The 20,344-nt window shown below is 60.1% G+C and carries 18 protein-coding genes and 4 tRNA genes; 15 read left to right on the top strand and 7 right to left on the bottom strand.

Annotation, left to right across the window (positions count from 1 at the left end; genetic code table 11):
* The first annotated feature begins 55 nt into the window (after window positions 1-55).
* Together NXC14_RS08635 and prfB are read left to right on the top strand one after the other, a co-directional pair.
* A complete protein-coding gene (locus NXC14_RS08635; RefSeq protein ID WP_085777810.1) occupies window positions 56-2,515 on the top strand; it encodes a penicillin-binding protein 1A in 2,460 nt (819 codons plus the stop codon).
* A 102-nt stretch (window positions 2,516-2,617) separates the two neighbouring features.
* A protein-coding gene (gene prfB / locus NXC14_RS08640) for a peptide chain release factor 2 (protein ID WP_198175513.1) occupies window positions 2,618-3,749 on the top strand; the annotation gives its coding sequence in 2 pieces (ribosomal slippage) (window positions 2,618-2,686 and window positions 2,688-3,749; 1,131 coding nt in all).
* 18 nt (window positions 3,750-3,767) lie between these two features.
* Here prfB and NXC14_RS08645 read toward each other — a convergent pair.
* Genes NXC14_RS08645 through NXC14_RS08655 form a run of 3 tightly spaced genes read right to left on the bottom strand, consistent with a single transcriptional unit; the run spans window position 3,768 to window position 6,131 of the window.
* A complete protein-coding gene (locus NXC14_RS08645; protein WP_085780040.1) occupies window positions 3,768-4,817 on the bottom strand; it encodes a dienelactone hydrolase in 1,050 nt (349 codons plus the stop codon).
* A gap of 32 nt (window positions 4,818-4,849) precedes the next feature.
* Entirely contained in the window at window positions 4,850-5,353 is a 504-nt protein-coding gene (locus NXC14_RS08650; RefSeq protein WP_085780041.1) for a hypothetical protein, read from the bottom strand.
* 4 nt (window positions 5,354-5,357) lie between these two features.
* Window positions 5,358-6,131, bottom strand: coding sequence for an NAD kinase (locus NXC14_RS08655; RefSeq protein WP_011424966.1), 774 nt, complete (start codon window positions 6,129-6,131; stop codon window positions 5,358-5,360).
* Window positions 6,132-6,288: 157 nt separating this feature from the next.
* On the opposite strand from NXC14_RS08655, the gene NXC14_RS08660 reads away from it, so the two are divergent.
* Window positions 6,289-6,364: transfer RNA gene (locus NXC14_RS08660), tRNA-Thr, on the top strand.
* A gap of 330 nt (window positions 6,365-6,694) precedes the next feature.
* Here NXC14_RS08660 and NXC14_RS32935 read toward each other — a convergent pair.
* The 4 genes from NXC14_RS32935 to rlmB all read right to left on the bottom strand — a co-directional run bounded on the left by NXC14_RS32935 (window position 6,695) and on the right by rlmB (window position 8,825).
* Window positions 6,695-6,832, bottom strand: coding sequence for a hypothetical protein (locus NXC14_RS32935; RefSeq protein ID WP_198175514.1), 138 nt, complete (start codon window positions 6,830-6,832; stop codon window positions 6,695-6,697).
* Window positions 6,833-6,894: 62 nt separating this feature from the next.
* Window positions 6,895-7,053, bottom strand: coding sequence for a hypothetical protein (locus tag NXC14_RS32940; RefSeq protein WP_176536253.1), 159 nt, complete (start codon window positions 7,051-7,053; stop codon window positions 6,895-6,897).
* 125 nt (window positions 7,054-7,178) lie between these two features.
* A complete protein-coding gene (locus tag NXC14_RS08665) occupies window positions 7,179-7,871 on the bottom strand; it encodes an AprI/Inh family metalloprotease inhibitor (RefSeq protein ID WP_085777812.1) in 693 nt (230 codons plus the stop codon).
* A gap of 63 nt (window positions 7,872-7,934) precedes the next feature.
* Window positions 7,935-8,825, bottom strand: a complete 891-nt coding sequence (gene rlmB, locus NXC14_RS08670) for a 23S rRNA (guanosine(2251)-2'-O)-methyltransferase RlmB (protein ID WP_085777813.1) — start codon at window positions 8,823-8,825, stop codon at window positions 7,935-7,937.
* 203 nt (window positions 8,826-9,028) lie between these two features.
* Here rlmB and NXC14_RS08675 point away from each other — a divergent pair.
* The 12 genes from NXC14_RS08675 to rpoB all read left to right on the top strand — a co-directional run bounded on the left by NXC14_RS08675 (window position 9,029) and on the right by rpoB (window position 20,317).
* A tRNA-Tyr gene (locus NXC14_RS08675) sits at window positions 9,029-9,113 on the top strand.
* Window positions 9,114-9,137: 24 nt separating this feature from the next.
* A tRNA-Gly gene (locus tag NXC14_RS08680) sits at window positions 9,138-9,211 on the top strand.
* A gap of 340 nt (window positions 9,212-9,551) precedes the next feature.
* The gene (tuf, locus tag NXC14_RS08685) at window positions 9,552-10,727 is read left to right on the top strand and encodes an elongation factor Tu (RefSeq protein WP_011424970.1); all 1,176 of its coding nucleotides are present in this window, start codon (window positions 9,552-9,554) and stop codon (window positions 10,725-10,727) included.
* 510 nt (window positions 10,728-11,237) lie between these two features.
* A complete protein-coding gene (locus NXC14_RS08690) occupies window positions 11,238-12,131 on the top strand; it encodes an NAD(P)-dependent oxidoreductase (RefSeq protein WP_085777814.1) in 894 nt (297 codons plus the stop codon).
* 165 nt (window positions 12,132-12,296) lie between these two features.
* Window positions 12,297-12,372, top strand: a tRNA-Trp gene (locus NXC14_RS08695).
* A 194-nt stretch (window positions 12,373-12,566) separates the two neighbouring features.
* A complete protein-coding gene (secE, locus tag NXC14_RS08700; protein ID WP_085777815.1) occupies window positions 12,567-12,767 on the top strand; it encodes a preprotein translocase subunit SecE in 201 nt (66 codons plus the stop codon).
* A 17-nt stretch (window positions 12,768-12,784) separates the two neighbouring features.
* The gene (gene nusG, locus NXC14_RS08705; RefSeq protein ID WP_007791989.1) at window positions 12,785-13,315 is read left to right on the top strand and encodes a transcription termination/antitermination protein NusG; all 531 of its coding nucleotides are present in this window, start codon (window positions 12,785-12,787) and stop codon (window positions 13,313-13,315) included.
* Between the two features lie 175 nt (window positions 13,316-13,490).
* Window positions 13,491-13,922, top strand: a complete 432-nt coding sequence (gene rplK / locus NXC14_RS08710; protein WP_009985507.1) for a 50S ribosomal protein L11 — start codon at window positions 13,491-13,493, stop codon at window positions 13,920-13,922.
* A gap of 4 nt (window positions 13,923-13,926) precedes the next feature.
* A complete protein-coding gene (gene rplA / locus NXC14_RS08715) occupies window positions 13,927-14,628 on the top strand; it encodes a 50S ribosomal protein L1 (protein WP_011424973.1) in 702 nt (233 codons plus the stop codon).
* A gap of 331 nt (window positions 14,629-14,959) precedes the next feature.
* Window positions 14,960-15,478, top strand: a complete 519-nt coding sequence (gene rplJ, locus NXC14_RS08720) for a 50S ribosomal protein L10 (protein WP_085777816.1) — start codon at window positions 14,960-14,962, stop codon at window positions 15,476-15,478.
* A 56-nt stretch (window positions 15,479-15,534) separates the two neighbouring features.
* Window positions 15,535-15,918 carry a 50S ribosomal protein L7/L12 gene (rplL, locus tag NXC14_RS08725; protein ID WP_011424974.1) on the top strand — a complete coding sequence of 128 codons (384 nt, stop codon included), beginning with the start codon at window positions 15,535-15,537 and terminating at the stop codon, window positions 15,916-15,918.
* A gap of 259 nt (window positions 15,919-16,177) precedes the next feature.
* Window positions 16,178-20,317 (top strand): DNA-directed RNA polymerase subunit beta, encoded by a 4,140-nt coding sequence (gene rpoB, locus NXC14_RS08730; protein WP_085777817.1) that lies wholly within the window; start codon window positions 16,178-16,180, stop codon window positions 20,315-20,317.
* The last annotated feature ends 27 nt before the right edge of the window (window positions 20,318-20,344 follow it).

A 20,344-nucleotide genomic window follows, 5' to 3' on the forward strand; every position in this document is an offset into this window, starting at 1 on the left:
GTGCAATCGTTGCGCCTGCGCAGATTGCGGATCGAAGAGACCGGTAGCTGAAAATATGCTTAGACTTCTTGGATATTTCTTCGGAATGGCCTGCGTCCTGTTTCTGGTCGCTGCGGCGGGTATTGCTATCTATCTCGCTAATGTCGCCAGGGATCTTCCGGACTATGCCGTTCTGAACAGCTACGCGCCGCCGGTGACGACCCGCGTCCATGCCGGCAACGGCGCTCTCATGGCCGAATATGCTAAAGAAAAGCGTCTTTTCCTGCCGATCCAGGCCATTCCCGACCGCGTGAAGGCCGCTTTCCTGTCGGCCGAGGACAAGAATTTCTACAACCACCCGGGCGTCGACCTCACCGGTCTCGGCCGCGCAATCCTCGTCAACCTGCAGAATTTCGGTTCGGGCCGCCGTCCCGTCGGTGCTTCCACAATCACCCAGCAGGTGGCTAAGAACTTCCTTTTGAGCTCGGACCAGACGATCGACCGCAAGATCAAGGAAGCAATCCTCTCCTTTCGTATCGAGCAGGCCTACAGCAAGGACAAGATTCTCGAACTCTACCTGAACGAGATTTTCTTCGGGATGAATTCCTATGGCATCGCCGGCGCGGCGCTGACCTATTTCAATAAGTCGGTTACGGAGCTGACTGTCGCCGAGGCCGCCTATTTGGCATCGCTTCCGAAAGGCCCGGCCAATTATCATCCGTTCCGCCATCCTGAGGCGGCGCTCGAGCGTCGCAACTGGGTTATCGATCGCATGGTCGAGAACGGCTATGTCAGCCAGAACGACGGCGCGGAAGCCAAGAAGCAGCCGCTCGGCGTCACCGCCCGCAGCAACGGTCCCTCGCTCTTCGCGTCCGATTACTTCGCCGAAGCCGTGCGCCGCCAGCTGATCGATCAATATGGCGAGAAGGTTCTTTACGAGGGCGGCCTTTCCGTGCGCACTTCGCTCGATCCGCAAATGCAGCTCGCCGCCCGTAAGGCGCTGCAGGATGGCCTCGTGACCTATGACGAGCGCCGTGGATTCCATGGGGCCATTAAGCAGATCGACTCCAGCGGCGATTGGGGCAAGGCGCTTGCCGATATTCCCGCGCTAACCGACGTTCCGGAATGGCGGCTCGCCGTCGTCCTCGCCGTGTCCGATAACAATGTCGATATTGGCCTGCAGCCGGCCAAGGACGGGAGCGGCAAGGTTGCGGCGGACCGTCAGCGCGGCACCATCGACGCCAAGAACATGCAATGGGCCTACCGTTCGGCGGATGGCTCCCGCAAGACGGCGAAATCGCCGGCCGGTGTCTTGAGCCCGGGCGATGTCGTCTATGTCGAAAAGCTCGGTGACGACGCGTCGACCTCCTACCGTCTGCGCCAGCCGCCGAAGGTACAGGGCGGGCTTGTCGCCATGGATCCGAAGACCGGCCGCGTGCTCGCCATGGTCGGCGGCTTCTCCTATGGCCAGTCCGAATTCAACCGCGCCACTCAGGCGATGCGCCAGCCGGGCTCCTCGTTCAAGCCTTTCGTCTACGCCGCGGCGATGGACAACGGTTATACGCCGGCCTCCGTCATCATGGACGCGCCGATTGAGATCGTCTCGGGCGGCCAGGTTTGGAAGCCCGAAAACTACGGCGGCGAAGTCGGCGGCCCGTCGACACTGCGCTCAGGCATCGAGCATTCGCGCAACCTGATGACGGTGCGACTCGCCAACGATCTCGGCATGAATATCGTTGCCGAATATGCCGAACGCTTCGGTATCTACGATCACATGCTGCCGGTTCTCTCGATGTCGCTCGGCGCGGGCGACACGACAGTGCTGCGCATGGTCTCGGCCTATTCGGTCATTGCCAATGGCGGCAAGCAGATCAAGCCGACCCTGATCGACCGTATCCAGGACCGTTATGGCAAGACGATCTTCAAGCATGAGGAGCGCCTTTGCGAGGGCTGCAATGCCAGCGACTGGCAGAACCAGGAAGAGCCGAATGTCGTCGACAACCGCGAAACCGTCCTTGACCCGATGACCGCCTACCAGATCACCTCGATGATGCAGGGCGTCATCCAGCGCGGCACCGCCGCCGGCAAGATTGATCTCGGCGGTCGCGACGTCGCCGGAAAGACCGGCACCACCAATGACGAAAAGGATGCCTGGTTCGTCGGTTTCACGCCGGATCTCGTCGCCGGCCTCTATATGGGCTTCGATACGCCGGCCCCGCTCGGCCGCGGCGGCACCGGCGGCGGTCTATCCGCCCCGATTTTCAACGAATTCATGCAGGCCGCCGTCAAGGACATGCCGGAATCGAAGTTCGTCATTCCACAGGGCATGAACCTGATCCCGATCGACCGCAAGACCGGCATGGCCGCCGCCGACGGCGATCCGAACACGATCGTCGAGGCCTTCAAACCCGGCACCGGACCTGCCGACAGCTTCTCCGTCATCGGCATGGACAGCACCATGGCGCCGGAGGAGATCCTGAAGACCTCGCCGCAAGCCAACCAGGCCGTTCAGACCGGCACGCCAGGACTCTTCTGAGTCTTCACCCAATTTTGGAAACCCGCCCCGGCTCTTTACATCCGCGGCGGGCGTCTCTATGTCACCAGCACTTGAAGAAGACCGTTACAGAGAAGCAGGAAAATGCGAGCGGAAATCGAAAACGTGGTCGATGAAACCAAGCAGGCTATCACCCTGCTGAGGAGGCATCTTTGACTGGGACCAGGCAATAAGACGACTGGACTGGTTGAACAACAAGGCAGAGGATCCGAACCTCTGGAACGATGCGCAGGAAGCCCAGAAGCTGATGCGCGAGCGTCAGCAGCTCGAGGACGGCATTAACGGCGTTCGGCAGCTGGAACAGCAGCTGAAAGACAATGTCGAGCTGGTCGAACTCGGCGAGGAAGAGGGCGACGAGGGCATCGTCAAAGAGGCCGAGGATGCCTTGAAAGCACTGAAGGCCGAGGCCGCGCGCCGTCAGGTGGAGGCGATGCTCTCCGGGGAGGCCGACAGCAACGACACCTATCTCGAAGTCCATTCCGGCGCCGGCGGCACCGAAAGCCAGGACTGGGCCAACATGCTGTTGCGCATGTACACCCGCTGGGCGGAACGGCAGCGCTTCAAGGTCGAGCTTCTCGAAGTCCATGACGGCGAAGAGGCGGGGATCAAGTCCGCGACCCTGCTCGTCAAGGGCCACAATGCCTATGGCTGGCTGAAGACAGAATCGGGCGTACATCGTCTGGTGCGCATTTCCCCCTACGACAGCAATGCGCGGCGCCATACGTCCTTCTCGTCGATCTGGGTCTATCCGGTCGTCGACGACTCGATCAACATCGACATCAACGAAAGCGATTGCCGCATCGATACCTATCGTTCGTCAGGCGCCGGCGGCCAGCACGTCAACACGACGGACTCGGCCGTGCGCATCACCCATATCCCGACCGGGATCGTGGTGGCCTGCCAGCAGGAACGTTCGCAGCACAAGAACCGTGCCAAGGCCTGGGAAATGCTGCGTGCCCGGATGTACGAAGCAGAGTTGAAGAAGCGCGAAGAGGCTGCCAACGCCGAAGCCGCTTCCAAGACGGATATCGGCTGGGGTCATCAGATCCGCTCCTACGTGCTGCAGCCTTACCAGCTGGTCAAGGACCTGCGCACAGGCGTCGCCAGCACTGCTCCGGATGACGTGCTCGACGGCGATCTGAACGAATTCATGGAAGCGGCCCTTGCCCACCGTATCAGCGGCGCCGCCGATGCGGTCGTCGAGGATGTCGACTGACAATCAGCATCATGGAAATCAAAGCCCCGGAAACGGGGCTTTCTTTGTTCTGCCTATCGCGCCGCCATCGCCGTCATGAAACAGCGCTGCGGAAAGAGCGGCAATCTCGTCATGAACGGCCCCCCGCTCGATGCCCGGCGGGTCGGTGAAGAGCTCGGCGGCAAAGGCCATGCCGAGCCCCGTGCCCTCCGGCACAAAGACATAATGCCCGAGGCCGCCGCCGAAGATTTTTAGCGCGCTGCGTGTCAGGCGCTCATGCAGCCAGCAAGAACATTCCTCAGCCGGTGCCGCCTTGTCGGCATCGCCGACAAGGATAAGAGAGGGCGCCACGACAGCTTTCAGGCTATCCGCGCCGAAGCTGAGAACGGAGCGACCCGGCGCGCAGAGGACCGCCGCTGTGATCCTGTCGTCCCGATAGGATCGCGACATGCGGAACCATGATTCGCGAAAAACATCGCTGGTGCGAAGCAGTGAGGGAATATGATCGGCGAGGTCGGGAAATTCCCTCGGGCCTCGTGGACCACCCGGCTTCAGCCGTGACCGTTCGAACTGCGAGAACTGGGTGACGGCGCCGAGAAGCAGCATGACGCTATAGGCTCCGGCCGAAAATCCGACCGCGAATACACGGTCCGCATCGATCCGACCGGCAAAATGGCCAAGCCAGTCGCGACAGCGGTCGAGCATCAAGCTCAGATCTGGCGCCCGTTCCCAGAGACAGGCAAAACCTTCGGCGCGATAGGGCTCACTGCCCGTATTGCCGTGATGATCGACGCCGAGCGCTGCAAATCCGCGATCGACCAGGCGTCGCGCCAGCCATTCCAGTCCGGCCGCAGATCCACCAGTGCCATGTGACAGCAGGACGAGGGGATAAGGCCTGTCTGAGGGCCGAATCGGTGCGTCGCGAGCGACCGCCGCCTTCCGAAACCAGCTTCTCTCCTGGATCTCGCATTCCTGCGCGTTATCGGCAGCCGGATACCATAGCGACCAGCGGACGGGCCTTGGACCGGCTGCGTCCCAGTCCAGTCTCCGGTCGTCATAGAGGATGCCCTCGCGAAAGCCGAGTTTCATCTTCCTCGCCTGTGCGAACAGCGTCTCGCTGCTCAATTGGTCGCTTTCTCGATGGTGATGTCGCCGAGTTCGTCAATCAGCACGGTCCAGCCGTCCGGCTCGGCTGCGGGATCGGTCTTCAGATAGATCGTAGCGAAGAGGCCGGGTTGCTTGATGATGCCGCTCGAGTTTTCGGGGCGGATATCGGTCACGTATGGCTTCAGGTCGCTGATCTCCTGCAGCTCGATGGTCGAGGCAATCGCCGGACCGGTCTCGGTCTGGACAATCTGCTGAAGATAGACTTTCGATGTCCTGTCCGGCTGACGCACGGCAAAGAGCTTGTAATAGCCGTGGCGCTTTTGCTGAGGGGCGGACACGCTTTCGGCAGCGGTGGGCGCCCGCTCGACATCAGGTGCGTTGCCGTCATCCTCCCAGTAGCCGGTGCTGGTCGCGAAAATCACAGAAGCCGGCAGGATGACGTCCTGCGCGGGAGCGGCGATCGCGGCCGAGCATCCAGCGAGGAAAACCGTGGCCATCAATGTCAGGCGCATTGCCATCATTTCAATCCTTGAACTGCTCGGCGAGAATGCGGTCGGACCAGGAGCGGTCCGGATCGGAGAGGATACGCGCCGTCATATGCTCCGACTGGGCGATGCGGACATGCAGCACCGATTTGACCTCCGTATTGTCTGCCACCGCATTCACCGGCCGCTTCACCGGTTCGAGCACGTCGATATCGACAGTCACCTTGTTCGGAAGCAGGGCGCCCCTCCAGCGCCGCGGCCTGAAAGCGCTGACCGGCGTCATGGCGAGCAGTGGCGCCTCGAGCGGCAGGATGGGGCCATGGGCGGAAAGATTATAGGCCGTCGATCCCGCTGGGGTGGCCACCATCAGCCCGTCGCAGATCAGCTCCTCCAGCCGTACGCGCCCGTCGACCACCACCCTCAGATTCGCGGCCTGATAAGACTGACGGAAAAGATAAACCTCGTTGATGGCGAGCGCTGTGGAATTCGTGCCGTCGGCATTGGCCGTCGTCATCTTCAAAGGGCGGAAGGCGTTTTCGACGGCGACGCAGATACGTTCCTGAAGCCGTTCCGTGCTGTAATCATTCATCAGAAAGCCGACCGAGCCGCGATTCATGCCGTAGACCAGCTTGCCCGAATTCATGGTGCTGTGCAGCGTCTGCAGCATGAAGCCATCGCCGCCCAGTGCGACGATGACATCAGCCTTGTCCTGAGGCACGTCGCCATAGATGCGAATCAGCTCTTCGCGCGCTGCGAGCGCCTCCATCGTCGGCGAGGCGATAAAGGAAAGCGTCTGGAATGAACGGCCCATACAATGCCCTTTGTGAAGCTGCTCTAGCTAAAGGATAAATGGCAGTTGCGACAAGGCCGTTTTGCAAGACAAGGCGTTTTGAATACACGCAGACTTGTCGGCGCTCGCACGGATTTTCCTTTACAGGATCGCAGAATCTGTTAGTTGGGCAGCTATTGCCCTTGTAGCTCAGTTGGTAGAGCACCTGATTTGTAATCAGGGGGTCGCGGGTTCGAACCCTGCCGGGGGCACCAGCCTACGCTCGTGAGCTTCGGCTCGGCGAACCGAAGAGAGCGGCCAAGCGAAGGCTGTCGCGTCGTAGTTTCGTTGAGAACGAAGGCGGACTGGTTTCGATAATGCTCCGGCGCGTTTTTCCTTAATGAACCCCGTCCGAAGGTCTGTTTCAGCGGCAATTCAGCCGCGACGGCGCAGTGTCTCCCCATCCTCAATGAGGAACCAGCCATGAAGTTCGCGGATATTTGCTGACCGCAGCCATTTCCCTCGAGTGGTGCCAATATGATCGCGACATGCCCTGGTTCTATTGCAGCTGAAGACAGTCGGTCTCAGCTACCCGTCGTTCCGGTTCAATGCGCGAGGGGTTCGTTGATTTTGGCCTCGATCCTGTCGCCATTACCGGTCTGTCCGGCACCGGAAGGTGACATCATCGCGATGCTGAGCACCGAGGCGACCATGACGGCGACGATGGCGATCATTATGCGCATAAGCGTTCAATCCTCGTTCGATCGGGGATTAACGCGCGATTGCCGTCCGCGTTCCTCTCGGCCTATTGCACCGGCCCCGGCGTCGCGGGGCCAGGCGCCGTCGGCGACAAGGGATCGGCCTGGTGAACGGGATGCGACGTGTCCACCCAAATGATGCTGAGAATGATTCCCACAAAGGCCGCGATGAAGAGGATACCGAAAATCAGCGGTCGAATGGCCATGATGGGAATCGCTCCTTCTTGCTTATGACCGGTCGCTACGGATCGATCGCCGCCCGATCATAATGCTCCAGAAGGTCATTCCAAGGCAAAAAGTGGATTTCTCCGGCTCGAGCCATGCGCCGGGATCAGTGGCGCACGAGCGATAGCGGCTTGCCGCCTTCTTCTCTGGACTTGTCGAAATTGCCGTCGGCGCGCATGTCGAAGCTGAGCGACGAACCGTCATGGCTCATCAGCGTCAGCCCGAAACCATCGATATCCCATATGGTGAGCTTGAGCCCGGCGACATTGGCGGCGCAGTCTCCGGAAAGCGATAGGGGTGCATGGCCGTCCGTATCGACGGTGCCGTCGAGTGTCACGCTGCAGAGCTTTTCGCCGCCCGGTCTTTGCATTGCCCATGTCCCGGCAAGGCTCCTGAAGGTCGGCAAGTGATCGACACCATCGGGTGCCGAGATCAGCAGGAGCGGTGTTTCGTCTTCCGTTTTCATCGCTGAACCCTCGTTCTCGACGAAACGGGCGATGACCTTGCGCATCGCATCGATCAGAATGAGGCCGCCATTGCCGTCGAAATTCCAGGCATAGGACTCGGCAAGCGCCGGCAGTGGCGTAGTGCAAGACTCCTGGCCAGAGAGCGAATAGCCGCCGATCGCCGTACTGGTTTCAAGCGTCATCCGGCATCCCGCGCGGCCGTCTTGCGGGGCAAAGAGATAGGCCCCGGCCTGCGCTTTGACAATATCGGCATCGATCTCCTGGCCCTGGGCCAGGCCACAAGCAAGGAGGGCTGCTGCCGCAGCCGAAAGCCGGACGACGAAACGGATCATGACACTTCCCCCTGGCGCGATGACTGCGGTCGCTTGAATTGAGCTGGTCGCTTGTTGGCCCACCTATGGCTTCAGATAGAGCCGCGCCGCATAAAGCGCGATCGCCGCTGCATTCGAGACGTTCAGCGATTTGATTGCGCCCGGCATGTCGAGGCGGGCAAGCGCGTTGACGGTTTCGCGTGTCTTCTGCCTGAGCCCCTTGCCCTCCGAGCCGAGCACCAGCGCCACCTTATCGCCTGAGAAGGTGCCTTCGAGCGGCGCCGGTCCTTCCGAATCGAGGCCGATGGTGGAGAAGCCGAGCCTGTGCAATTCGCCGAGTGCATCGGCGAGATTGGTGATCTGTATATAAGGTATCAGTTCCAGGGCGCCGGAGGCGGATTTGGCGAGCACGCCTGACTCGGTCGGGCTATGTCTCTGGGTGGTGATAACGGCCCCGGCATTGAAGGCGACGGCCGAGCGCATGATCGCGCCGACATTGTGCGGATCGGTGACCTGATCAAGCACGAGCAGGAGAGGGCTGTCCTTTAGCGCTTCGAGCCGGCGCATCGGTAGCGGCCGCGTTTCCAGCATGACGCCCTGATGGATCGCCTCGGGACCCAGCACCTTGTCGATCTCGTGCGGCGAGACGATTTCGAAGGGAATGCCGAGCGTCTCGACGTCGATTTCCAGGCGCGCGAGCGCATTCTGTGTCGTAAACAGCTTGATCTTCTTGCGCTCCGGATTGTCGAGAGCGGCGCGCACTGTATGGAGGCCATAGAGATATACCTGGTCGGGCGCGAGCGCCGGCGGCTTCCAGTCATCAGCTCCACGCCGGCGCTTCTGTGGCTGGGGTGTCGGGATCTCGCCGCGTTCGCGCTTGGCGTCACGGTGGGCGCGCCTCAGATTGGCGTAGTGCGTATCCTTGGCGGATGGCTCTGTCGCGGCCTTGCCGCCGGATTTGTTGTCTTTGCTCATGCGGCTTTATAGCCATGGCGTTCGCTGCCGCATAGGCTTTCTTTCAAATGCCGGCTTTCGGCGGCGAATGAAATTTTTCGTGTTTTTTCCATTGTCATCGTGTTGACAGACGGAAATGCTCCGGTCATATACGCGGCGCAGACGACGGGCGGCAACGCTTCGAAGTCTGACGAACTTGGTCTTCAAGATCCGGACGAAAAACTGGAGAGATGCCCGAGTGGTTAAAGGGGACGGACTGTAAATCCGTTGGCTCAGCCTACGTTGGTTCAAATCCAACTCTCTCCACCATTCGTCATCGGATCTGACCATCCCGCGGGTATAGCTCAATGGTAGAGCAGCAGCCTTCCAAGCTGAATACGCGGGTTCGATTCCCGCTACCCGCTCCAGTCTCCCTTAAAGCCAGTTGACGCGATCGCAGTCGCGATCGTCACGCGCGCTGTTTCCAGCCGTGGCTGAGACGCCGGCCGCCATTGCCGCAGGCGAGGGATGTCAATGCCGGCGGCCGCGGCTCATCCTTGGTGATCCGTGCGATTTTCTCTGAGATTCCAGCGATTTTTGGAGGGGGCGCGGCGAATCGCCTTGCAGGCGGCGAATTGTCTCCCATATGCGCTGTCACGCCAAGATTGGCGTCTGCAATTAAGTCTTGCGCAATTTCGCCGAAAGCCTTAAACGGCGGCACTAAACCGGTTCGCCGGGGCCACCATTTCGTTCACAGGAAGCATTCAAATGGCAAAGAGTAAGTTTGAGCGCAACAAGCCGCACGTCAACATCGGCACGATCGGCCACGTTGACCACGGCAAGACGTCTCTGACGGCAGCGATCACGAAGTACTTCGGTGAGTTCAAGGCGTACGACCAGATCGACGCGGCTCCGGAAGAGAAGGCGCGCGGCATCACGATCTCGACGGCGCACGTCGAGTATGAGACGCCGGCCCGCCACTACGCGCACGTCGACTGCCCCGGCCATGCCGACTACGTGAAGAACATGATCACCGGTGCGGCGCAGATGGACGGCGCGATCCTGGTTTGCTCGGCTGCTGACGGCCCGATGCCGCAGACGCGCGAACACATCCTGCTCGCCCGCCAGGTCGGCGTTCCGGCGATCGTTGTGTTCCTGAACAAGGTCGACCAGGTTGACGACGCCGAGCTTCTCGAGCTGGTCGAGCTTGAAGTTCGCGAACTTCTGTCGTCCTACGACTTCCCTGGCGACGACATTCCGGTCGTCAAGGGTTCGGCGCTTGCTGCTCTTGAAGATTCCGACAAGAAGATCGGCGAAGACGCGATCCGCGAGCTGATGGCAGCGGTCGACTCCTACATCCCGACGCCGGAGCGTCCGGTTGACCAGCCGTTCCTGATGCCGATCGAAGACGTGTTCTCGATCTCGGGCCGTGGTACGGTCGTGACCGGCCGCGTCGAGCGTGGCATCATCAAGGTTGGTGAAGAAGTCGAGATCGTCGGCATCCGTCCGACCTCGAAGACGACGGTGACCGGCGTTGAAATGTTCCGCAAGCTGCTCGACCAGGGCCAGGCCGGCGACAACATCGGCGCGCTGATCCGCGGTGTGAACCGTGACGGCGTCGAGCGTGGTCAGATCCTGTGCAAGCCGGGTTCGGTCAAGCCGCACAAGAAGTTCAAGGCAGAAGCCTACATCCTGACGAAGGAAGAGGGCGGCCGTCATACGCCGTTCTTCACCAACTACCGTCCGCAGTTCTACTTCCGCACGACGGACGTGACCGGCATCGTCACGCTGCCGGAAGGCACGGAAATGGTCATGCCGGGCGACAACGTCACGGTTGACGTCGAGCTGATCGTTCCGATCGCGATGGAAGAAAAGCTGCGCTTCGCTATCCGCGAAGGCGGCCGCACCGTCGGCGCCGGTATCGTCGCTTCGATCGTCGAGTAACCTTTCAGGTTATCCACAATCAGGAAGGCCCCGCTGGAAACAGCGGGGTTTTTCGTTTTTGATGCATCCGAGCTGTTTAACAGGTGTTGTAAAAATATCGTTAAAGATGCTCGTCACAGTATTTTGTTCATCTCACGTTCAGAAAGCAGTTGTGATTGGCTCATTTTAGTCCAGACTCCTCCCTGTAAAGAGGAGAGTCGGGATGATTCCAAAGGCCACATTCGTTGCGACGATATTCGCAATGTATGTTTTCACGATGTTTTTCATCGCTGCGATTCCGCAAGAGGTTGTTCAATCGGCCGGAGTGCAGATCAATGAGGTAAGCGTCGTCAAGTGACGACCTTTCCAGTTCATCGCACGGGGCTGCGGTGATAGGCAATAATTGGCCAGGTGCTCCCGGATAGGGTGCTCCTGGCGCGGCGGGGTGAAATACCTCGCAGAACGCTCGCTTGCTCTTCGCGCGGAAGCGTCTAACTATGCCTCCGGTTTCATGATGCGGAGGACATTTCCATGAAAAAGCGGATTCTGTTCACGGGCGGTTCCGGCAAGGCAGGTCGCCATGCCGTGCCATGGCTCGTCAATGCAGGCTACGAGGTTCACAACCTCGATCTCGTGCCTCTGGACAGCCCCGGCGTCACCAATCTCATCGCCGACATCACCGATAGCGGCCAGGTCTTCAACGCGCTGTCGATGCATCGCGATTTTCCCGATCTCGACGCGGGCAGGGGTGTTCAGCCCTTTGATGCCGTCGTGCATTTCGCTGCCATTCCGCGCATTTTGATCAAGCCGGATAACGAGACCTTCCGCATCAACGTGATGGGCACTTACAATGTCATCGAAGCGGCGGTGAAGCTCGGGATCCGGAAGATCATCGTCGCATCGAGCGAGACGACCTACGGCGTCTGTTTCGCCGAAGGTCATCGCGACTTCCACCAGTTTCCGCTAGAGGAAGACTACGACGTCAATCCGATGGATTCCTACGGCCTCTCCAAGGTCGTCAACGAAAAGACGGCACGCGCCTTTGCCGAACGATCGGGCTTCGACATCTATGCGCTGCGCATCGGCAACGTTATCGAGCCGCACGAATATGAGAGATTCCCGACCTATTTTGCCCATCCCGAGATGCGCAAGCGCATCACCTGGAGCTATATCGACGCTCGCGACCTGGGACAGATCTGCCATCTCTGCATCGACAAGGACGGGCTTGGCTACCAGGTCTTCAATGCTGCTAACGACACGGTTTCGGCCAATACGCCGTCGAAGGAGTTGGCGAAGCGATTCTTCCCCAACGTACCGTTCACCCGCGAGATCGGTGAATATGAGGGGCTGCTTTCCAACCGCAAGATTCGCGAGGTGCTTGGCTTCAAGGAAGAACACGACTGGCGGAAATATGTGAAGGTCTGAACGCTTCCTGTTGCCCGATCGAAAGGCGGACGCTCGCAAATGAGCAGAACGCTTTGAAAATCGAAAATCGTGCTTGCCAATCCGCTGCCGCCGTCTTAAAGGGAGCGCCATGCATTTCGGCAGCGATTTGCGGGTCTTGGCCCGGGCGCTGGAGGACAGGCATGAAGGGGTATAGCTCAGTTGGTAGAGCGGCGGTCTCCAAAACCGCAGGTCGGGGGTTCGAGCCCCTCTGCCCCTGCCATTTTCCCTGATACGGACAGCGCGGCGCTGCTCGCGGCATACCGGGCTGGGGATCAATTGGTGGCAACTAATTTCGTTAAACTTCGGTTTCCCTCTTGTGCATTCGGGAATCGGTGTTTATTTAGGGTTCAACAGACACGCGGTGCGTGGGGCTGATAGTTTCAGCTTTACGCGCCGTAATTGCGTGGGCAGTCGATGGCATCCAAATCCAATCCGTTAGCGTTTCTGCAGCAGGTTCGCTCCGAGACGTCCAAGGTCACATGGCCGTCGCGCCGCGAGACGATGATCTCGACGGTCATGGTGCTGGTGATGGTGGTATTTGCCGCGCTGTTTTTCTTTGCCGCTGACCAGCTGATCGGCTGGGTCCTGAGCTTCGTGCTCAATACCGGCAACTGATACGGGTGGAGATGAAAATGGCGGCACGTTGGTACATCGTCCACGCGTACTCGAATTTTGAAAAGAAGGTAGCTGAAGACATCGAGAACAAGGCTCGCCAGAAGGGGCTTGAGCACCTGTTCGAGAAGATCCTCGTGCCGACCGAAAAGGTTGTGGAAGTGCGTCGCGGCCGCAAGGTCGATAGCGAGCGCAAGTTCTTCCCGGGTTATGTCCTGGTTCGCGCCAATCTGACGGACGAGGCCTACCACCTGATCAAGAATACGCCGAAGGTCACGGGTTTCCTCGGCTCCGACAATAAGCCCGTTCCGATTCCGGATTATGAAGCCGAGCGTATTCTCGGCCAGGTTCAGGAAGGTGTCGAGCGGCCGAAGGCATCCGTTACCTTCGAGATCGGCGAGCAGGTCCGCGTTTCCGATGGTCCCTTCGCCTCGTTCAACGGCACGGTTCAGGATGTGGACGAAGAGCGTTCGCGCCTGAAGGTGGAAGTGTCGATTTTCGGCCGCGCAACACCGGTCGAGCTGGAATACGCTCAGGTCGAGAAGGTCTGATTGCAGATTTGGAGGCTGGCCTTTGAGGTCTGTTTCCGGCGGACCTAGTCCGCATCCGCGTGGAAGGTGAGGGGTCTTAGCCGGGCCCTATTGATCCGCACCACGCAACCGCAGCCGCCGGAGCGATCCGGCATCACGGGCCGGGCAACCGGCCGTTCATGAAAGGCAGAGAGATATGGCTAAGAAAGTTGCAGGCCAGCTCAAGCTTCAGGTCAAGGCAGGATCGGCGAACCCGTCCCCGCCGATCGGCCCGGCGCTTGGTCAGCGTGGCATTAACATCATGGAATTCTGCAAGGCGTTCAACGCCGCCACGCAGGAAATGGAAAAGGGTATGCCGATTCCGGTCGTCATCACCTATTACCAGGACAAGTCCTTCACCTTCGCGATGAAGCAGCCTCCGGTCAGCTACTGGCTGAAGAAGGAAGCGAAGATCACATCCGGTTCCAAGACCCCGGGCAAGGGCGCAAAGGCCGGTACCCTCACCAAGGCTCAGATCAAGACGATCGCGGAAGCTAAGATGAAGGACCTGAACGCAGCGGATATCGAAGGCGCAATGGCGATGATCGAGGGCTCTGCCCGCGCCATGGGCCTGGAAGTGGTGGGTTAAGACCATGGCAGGCAAGCGCACACGCAAGATCAACGAAGGTGTTGATCCCACCAAGCTCTACGCTCTCACGACCGCCATCGGCATGGTCAAGGAACGGGCTGTCGCAAAGTTCGACGAAACCATCGAAGTATCGATGAACCTCGGCGTTGATCCGCGTCATGCGGACCAGATGGTTCGCGGCGTCGTCAACCTGCCGAACGGCACCGGCCGTACGGTTCGCGTCGCCGTCTTCGCTCGTGGCGCCAAGGCTGACGAAGCCAAGGCTGCCGGTGCCGATGTCGTTGGCGCCGAAGACCTCGTCGAAATCGTCCAGGGCGGCAAGATCGAATTCGATCGCTGCATCGCCACCCCCGACATGATGCCGCTCGTCGGCCGTCTCGGTAAGGTTCTTGGCCCGCGCGGCATGATGCCGAACCCGAAGGTCGGAACCGTCACCATGGACGTCGCCGGAGCCGTCAAGGCTTCCAAGGGCGGCGCCGTCGAGTTCCGCGTCGAGAAGGCTGGTATCGTCCATGCCGGCATTGGCAAGGCCTCTTTCGACGCCAAGGCTCTGGAAGAAAACATCCGCGCCTTTGCCGACGCCGTCATCAAGGCGAAGCCGGCTGGCGCCAAGGGCAACTACGTCAAGCGCGTGGCGATTTCCTCGACCATGGGCCCGGGCGTCAAGATCGAAGTCGGCTCGGTCACCGCGGCTCCGACTGCATAAGTTTATGGCCGGGCTTCGGCCCGGTCGCTGAATTTCCGGCCTCGCAAGGGGCCGGAATATTCCGGAGAAATCCGGAATCCTGTCCGAGATTGCAGGTGGTTTTCCCTTAATCACTTGGCCTGCATGAGACGGGTAAGACCCGAATTGCATGAAGTTCGCTTCTTGGAACTCGGTTCGAGCCTTGGATGCCTTGTGCCTCTTCAGCCTTGATTGGCGCGGAGCGCGAGGGGACAGGATCCTCAAGCGTCGCTTGGGATCTCTTTTGATCCCAGGGGGCAAAAGGCAACCCGGTGGGTCCGTTTCAAACGGTCCCGCCAACTGGAGATAGGCAGTGGAAAGAGCGGAAAAACGCGAATTCGTCACGGAACTGAACGAAGTCTTCAAGGCTTCGGGCTCGTTTGTCGTGGCCCACTATGCTGGTGCTACAGTCGCACAGATGAACGATTTTCGTTCGAAGATGCGCGCTGCTGGCGGCACCGTCAAAGTCGCGAAGAACCGCCTGGCCAAAATTGCCCTTCAGGGTACGGAAGCGGAAGGGATTTCCAATCTCTTCAAGGGTCAGACCCTCATTGCTTACAGCAATGATCCGATCATCGCTCCGAAGGTCGTCATGGATTTCGCCAAGACCAACGACAAGATCGTGGTTCTCGGCGGCGCCATGGGTACGACAACGCTGAACGCCGAAGGTGTCAAGTCGCTTGCGACCCTGCCTTCGCTGGACGAACTGCGTGCGAAGCTGCTGGGCATGATCCAGACCCCGGCTACCCGCATTGCAGGCGTTGTTGCAGCACCGGCAAGCCAGCTTGCTCGCGTGTTCTCGGCCTACGCCAAGAAGGACGAAGCCGCTTAAGGCGGTTTTTCGCTGTACATACTCAACAGTTCGAACCGAACAAAAGGAACTAGAAAATGGCTGATCTCGCAAAGATCGTTGAAGACCTCTCCTCGCTGACCGTTCTGGAAGCTGCAGAACTGTCGAAGCTTCTTGAAGAAAAGTGGGGCGTTTCGGCCGCTGCTCCGGTAGCTGTTGCTGCCGTTGGCGGCGCTGCAGGCGGCGCAGCTGCTCCGGCTGAAGAAGAAAAGACCGAGTTCGACGTCATCCTCACGGATGCCGGCGCCAACAAGATCAACGTCATCAAGGAAGTCCGCGCCATCACCGGCCTCGGCCTCAAGGAAGCCAAGGACCTCGTCGAAGGCGCTCCGAAGGCTGTCAAGGAAGGCGTTTCCAAGGCTGAAGCCGCCGACATCAAGAAGAAGCTTGAAGACGCAGGCGCAAAGGCCGACGTCAAGTAATCTTGAACTGCACGTGGGAGGCGGCATTTACTGCCTCCCATTTGCCGTTTTCCTGAACGAATTACCCAAAAGCCGCGTGAAAACGGCTTTTGGGTAATGGGTTCTTCAAGAGCATGGTCTCGAACCGAAGCGCCAAGGCAATCCGGCCTGGCTATTTCGGGAGGTGGGACGAGGTTGAACTACTCATTGATCGGCGGGGTCGACTGGCCATCGGTTCCCGTCCGTTGCAGGCCCGGATGCAATTTTTGAAGGAGCGACGATGGCTCAGACCCTTTCGTTCAATGGTCGCAGGCGCGTACGCAAGTTTTTTGGTAAGATCCCCGAAGTCGCAGAAATGCCGAACCTCATCGAGGTTCAGAAGGCGTCCTACGACCAGTTTCTGATGGTTGAAGAGCCGAAGGGCGGTCGCCCTGACGAAGGCCTTCAGGCCGTCTTCAAGTCCGTTTTCCCGATCACCGACTTCTCCGGCGCCTCGATGCTGGAGTTCGTATCTTACGAATTCGAACCACCGAAGTTCGACGTTGACGAGTGCCGCCAGCGCGACCTGACCTATGCCGCGCCGCTGAAGGTCACTCTCCGTCTCATCGTGTTCGATATCGACGAGGATACCGGCGCAAAGTCGATCAAGGACATCAAGGAACAGTCCGTTTACATGGGCGACATGCCGCTCATGACGAACAACGGCACGTTCATCGTCAACGGCACCGAGCGCGTCATCGTCTCGCAGATGCACCGTTCGCCGGGCGTCTTCTTCGACCACGACAAGGGCAAGAGCCATTCTTCCGGCAAGCTGCTCTTTGCCGCCCGCGTCATTCCTTATCGCGGCTCCTGGCTCGATATCGAATTCGATGCCAAGGACATCGTCTACGCCCGCATCGACCGCCGCCGCAAGATCCCCGTCACGTCGCTGCTGATGGCGCTCGGCATGGACGGCGAGGAAATCCTCGACACCTTCTACACCAAGTCGCTCTACAAGCGCGACGGTGAAGGCTGGCGCATTCCCTTCAAGCCGGAAACGCTGAAGGGCGCCAAGGCAATCACCGAGATGGTCGACGCCGATACCGGCGAAGTCGTCGTGGAAGCCGGCAAGAAGCTGACGCCGCGCCTGCTGCGCCAGCTTTCCGATAAGGGCCTGAAGGCGCTGAAGGCCGGCGACGACGATCTCTACGGCAACTACCTTGCCGAGGATATCGTCAACTACTCGACGGGTGAGATCTATCTCGAGGCCGGCGACGAGATCGACGAGAAGACGCTTGCCGTCATCCTCGCAAACGGTTTTGACGAGATCCCGGTTCTCGGCATCGACCACATTAATGTCGGCGCCTATATCCGCAACACGCTTTCGGCTGACAAGAACGAGAACCGTCAGGACGCTCTGTTCGACATCTATCGCGTCATGCGCCCGGGTGAACCGCCGACCATGGAATCGGCCGAAGCCATGTTCAACTCGCTGTTCTTCGATGCGGAGCGTTACGACCTCTCCGCCGTCGGCCGCGTCAAGATGAACATGCGCCTCGACCTCTCCGTCGAGGACACCGTTCGCATACTGCGCAAGGACGACATCCTGGCGGTGGTCAAGATGCTGGTCGAACTGCGCGACGGCAAGGGCGAGATCGACGACATCGACAACCTCGGCAACCGTCGCGTCCGCTCGGTCGGCGAGCTGATGGAGAACCAGTACCGTCTCGGCCTGCTCCGCATGGAGCGTGCGATCAAGGAACGCATGTCCTCGATCGAAATCGACACGGTCATGCCGCAGGACCTGATCAACGCCAAGCCGGCTGCCGCAGCCGTCCGCGAATTCTTCGGCTCCTCGCAGCTCTCGCAGTTCATGGACCAGGTCAACCCGCTGTCGGAAATCACCCACAAGCGCCGTCTTTCGGCCCTTGGTCCGGGCGGTCTGACCCGCGAGCGCGCCGGCTTCGAAGTCCGCGACGTGCATCCGACCCACTATGGCCGCATCTGCCCGATCGAAACGCCGGAAGGCCCGAACATCGGTCTGATCAACTCGCTTGCGACCTTTGCCCGCGTCAACAAATACGGCTTCATCGAGAGCCCGTACCGGCGCATCGTCGACGGCAAGGTGACGAACGACGTGCTCTACCTCTCCGCCATGGAAGAGGCGAAGTACTACGTCGCGCAGGCCAACGCCGAACTGAACGCTGACGGTTCCTTCGTCGACGAATTCGTCGTCTGCCGTCACGCGGGTGAAGTTATGCTCGCGCCCCGCGACAGCATGAACCTGATGGACGTTTCGCCGAAGCAGGTCGTTTCGGTTGCTGCGGCACTCATCCCGTTCCTGGAAAACGACGACGCCAACCGCGCCCTTATGGGCTCGAACATGCAGCGTCAGGCTGTGCCGCTGTTGCGTGCCGAAGCGCCGTTCGTCGGCACCGGCATGGAGCCGGTCGTCGCGCGTGACTCCGGTGCCGCCATCGGCGCCCGCCGTGGCGGCGTCGTCGACCAGGTCGACGCGACGCGTATCGTTATCCGCGCCACGGAGGACCTCGAAGCCGGCAAGTCCGGCGTCGATATCTACCGCCTGCAGAAGTTCCAGCGTTCGAACCAGAACACCTGCGTCAACCAGCGTCCGCTGGTCACCGTCGGTGACGTCGTCAACCGCGGCGATATTCTCGCCGACGGTCCGTCGACAGATCTCGGCGACCTGGCGCTCGGCCGCAACGCGCTCGTCGCGTTCATGCCCTGGAACGGCTACAACTACGAAGACTCGATCCTGCTCTCCGAGCGCATCGTTGCCGACGACGTGTTCACCTCCATCCACATCGAGGAATTCGAAGTGATGGCGCGCGACACCAAGCTCGGCCCCGAGGAAATCACCCGCGATATTCCGAACGTCTCGGAAGAAGCGCTGAAGAACCTCGACGAAGCCGGCATCGTCTATATCGGCGCCGAGGTTCAGCCGGGCGATATCCTCGTCGGCAAGATCACGCCGAAGGGCGAAAGCCCGATGACGCCGGAAGAAAAGCTTCTGCGCGCCATCTTCGGCGAGAAAGCCTCCGACGTGCGCGACACCTCCATGCGCATGCCGCCCGGCACCTATGGCACGATCGTCGAAGTTCGCGTCTTCAACCGCCATGGCGTCGAGAAGGACGAGCGCGCGATGGCGATCGAACGCGAAGAGATCGAGCGTCTCGCCAAGGACCGTGACGACGAGCAGGCGATCCTCGACCGTAACGTCTATGGTCGTCTGATCGACATGCTGCGCGGCCAGGTCTCGATTGCCGGTCCGAAGGGCTTCAAGAAGGGCACCGAGCTTTCGAACGCCGTCGTCTCCGAATATCCCCGCTCGCAGTGGTGGATGTTCGCCGTCGAGGACGAGAAGGTGCAGAGCGAACTCGAAGCTCTCCGCGGCCAGTACGACGAGTCCAAGTCGCGCCTCGAACAGCGCTTCATGGATAAGGTCGAGAAGGTCCAGCGCGGCGATGAAATGCCTCCGGGCGTCATGAAGATGGTCAAGGTCTTCGTTGCCGTGAAGCGCAAGATCCAGCCGGGCGATAAGATGGCCGGTCGTCACGGGAACAAGGGCGTGGTCTCGCGCATTGTGCCTGTCGAGGACATGCCGTTCCTCGAAGACGGCACGCATGTCGACGTCGTTCTGAACCCGCTCGGCGTGCCTTCGCGCATGAACGTCGGCCAGATCCTGGAAACGCACCTGGGCTGGGCTTGCGCAGGCATGGGTCGCCAGATCGGCGAACTGATCGAAGCGTATAAAGCCAATGGCAACATCGAGCCACTGCGCAAGACCATTGGCGATGTCGTGGGCGACGGTCCCAAGGCCGAACAGGTCCAGGACTTCGACGATGAGTCCGTTCTGCGTCTCGCCGACCAGTGGAAGCGCGGTGTTTCGATCGCAACGCCGGTCTTCGACGGCGCTAACGAAGGTGACGTCAACGACATGCTGCGTCTGGCGGGTCTCAAGGACACCGGCCAGTCGACGCTCTATGACGGCCGTACCGGCGAGCAGTTCGACCGGCAGGTGACCGTGGGCTACATCTACATGCTGAAGCTCAACCACCTGGTCGACGACAAGATCCATGCCCGTTCGATCGGCCCTTACTCGCTCGTGACCCAGCAGCCGCTGGGCGGCAAGGCGCAGTTCGGCGGTCAGCGCTTCGGCGAAATGGAAGTCTGGGCGCTCGAAGCCTATGGCGCCGCCTATACGCTGCAGGAAATGCTGACGGTGAAGTCGGACGACGTCGCCGGCCGCACCAAGGTCTACGAAGCCATTGTCCGCGGAGACGACACGTTCGAAGCCGGTATTCCGGAAAGCTTCAACGTTCTCGTCAAGGAAATGCGCTCGCTGGGCCTCAGCGTCGAGCTCGAGAACACCAAGCTCGACGAAGCGCAGGCAACCCAGCTGCCGGACGCGGCCGAGTAAACATTGATAGGGCGTGCGCTGCCAATG

It is taken from the genome of Rhizobium sp. NXC14, assembly GCF_002117485.1.
Taxonomy (GTDB): domain Bacteria; phylum Pseudomonadota; class Alphaproteobacteria; order Rhizobiales; family Rhizobiaceae; genus Rhizobium.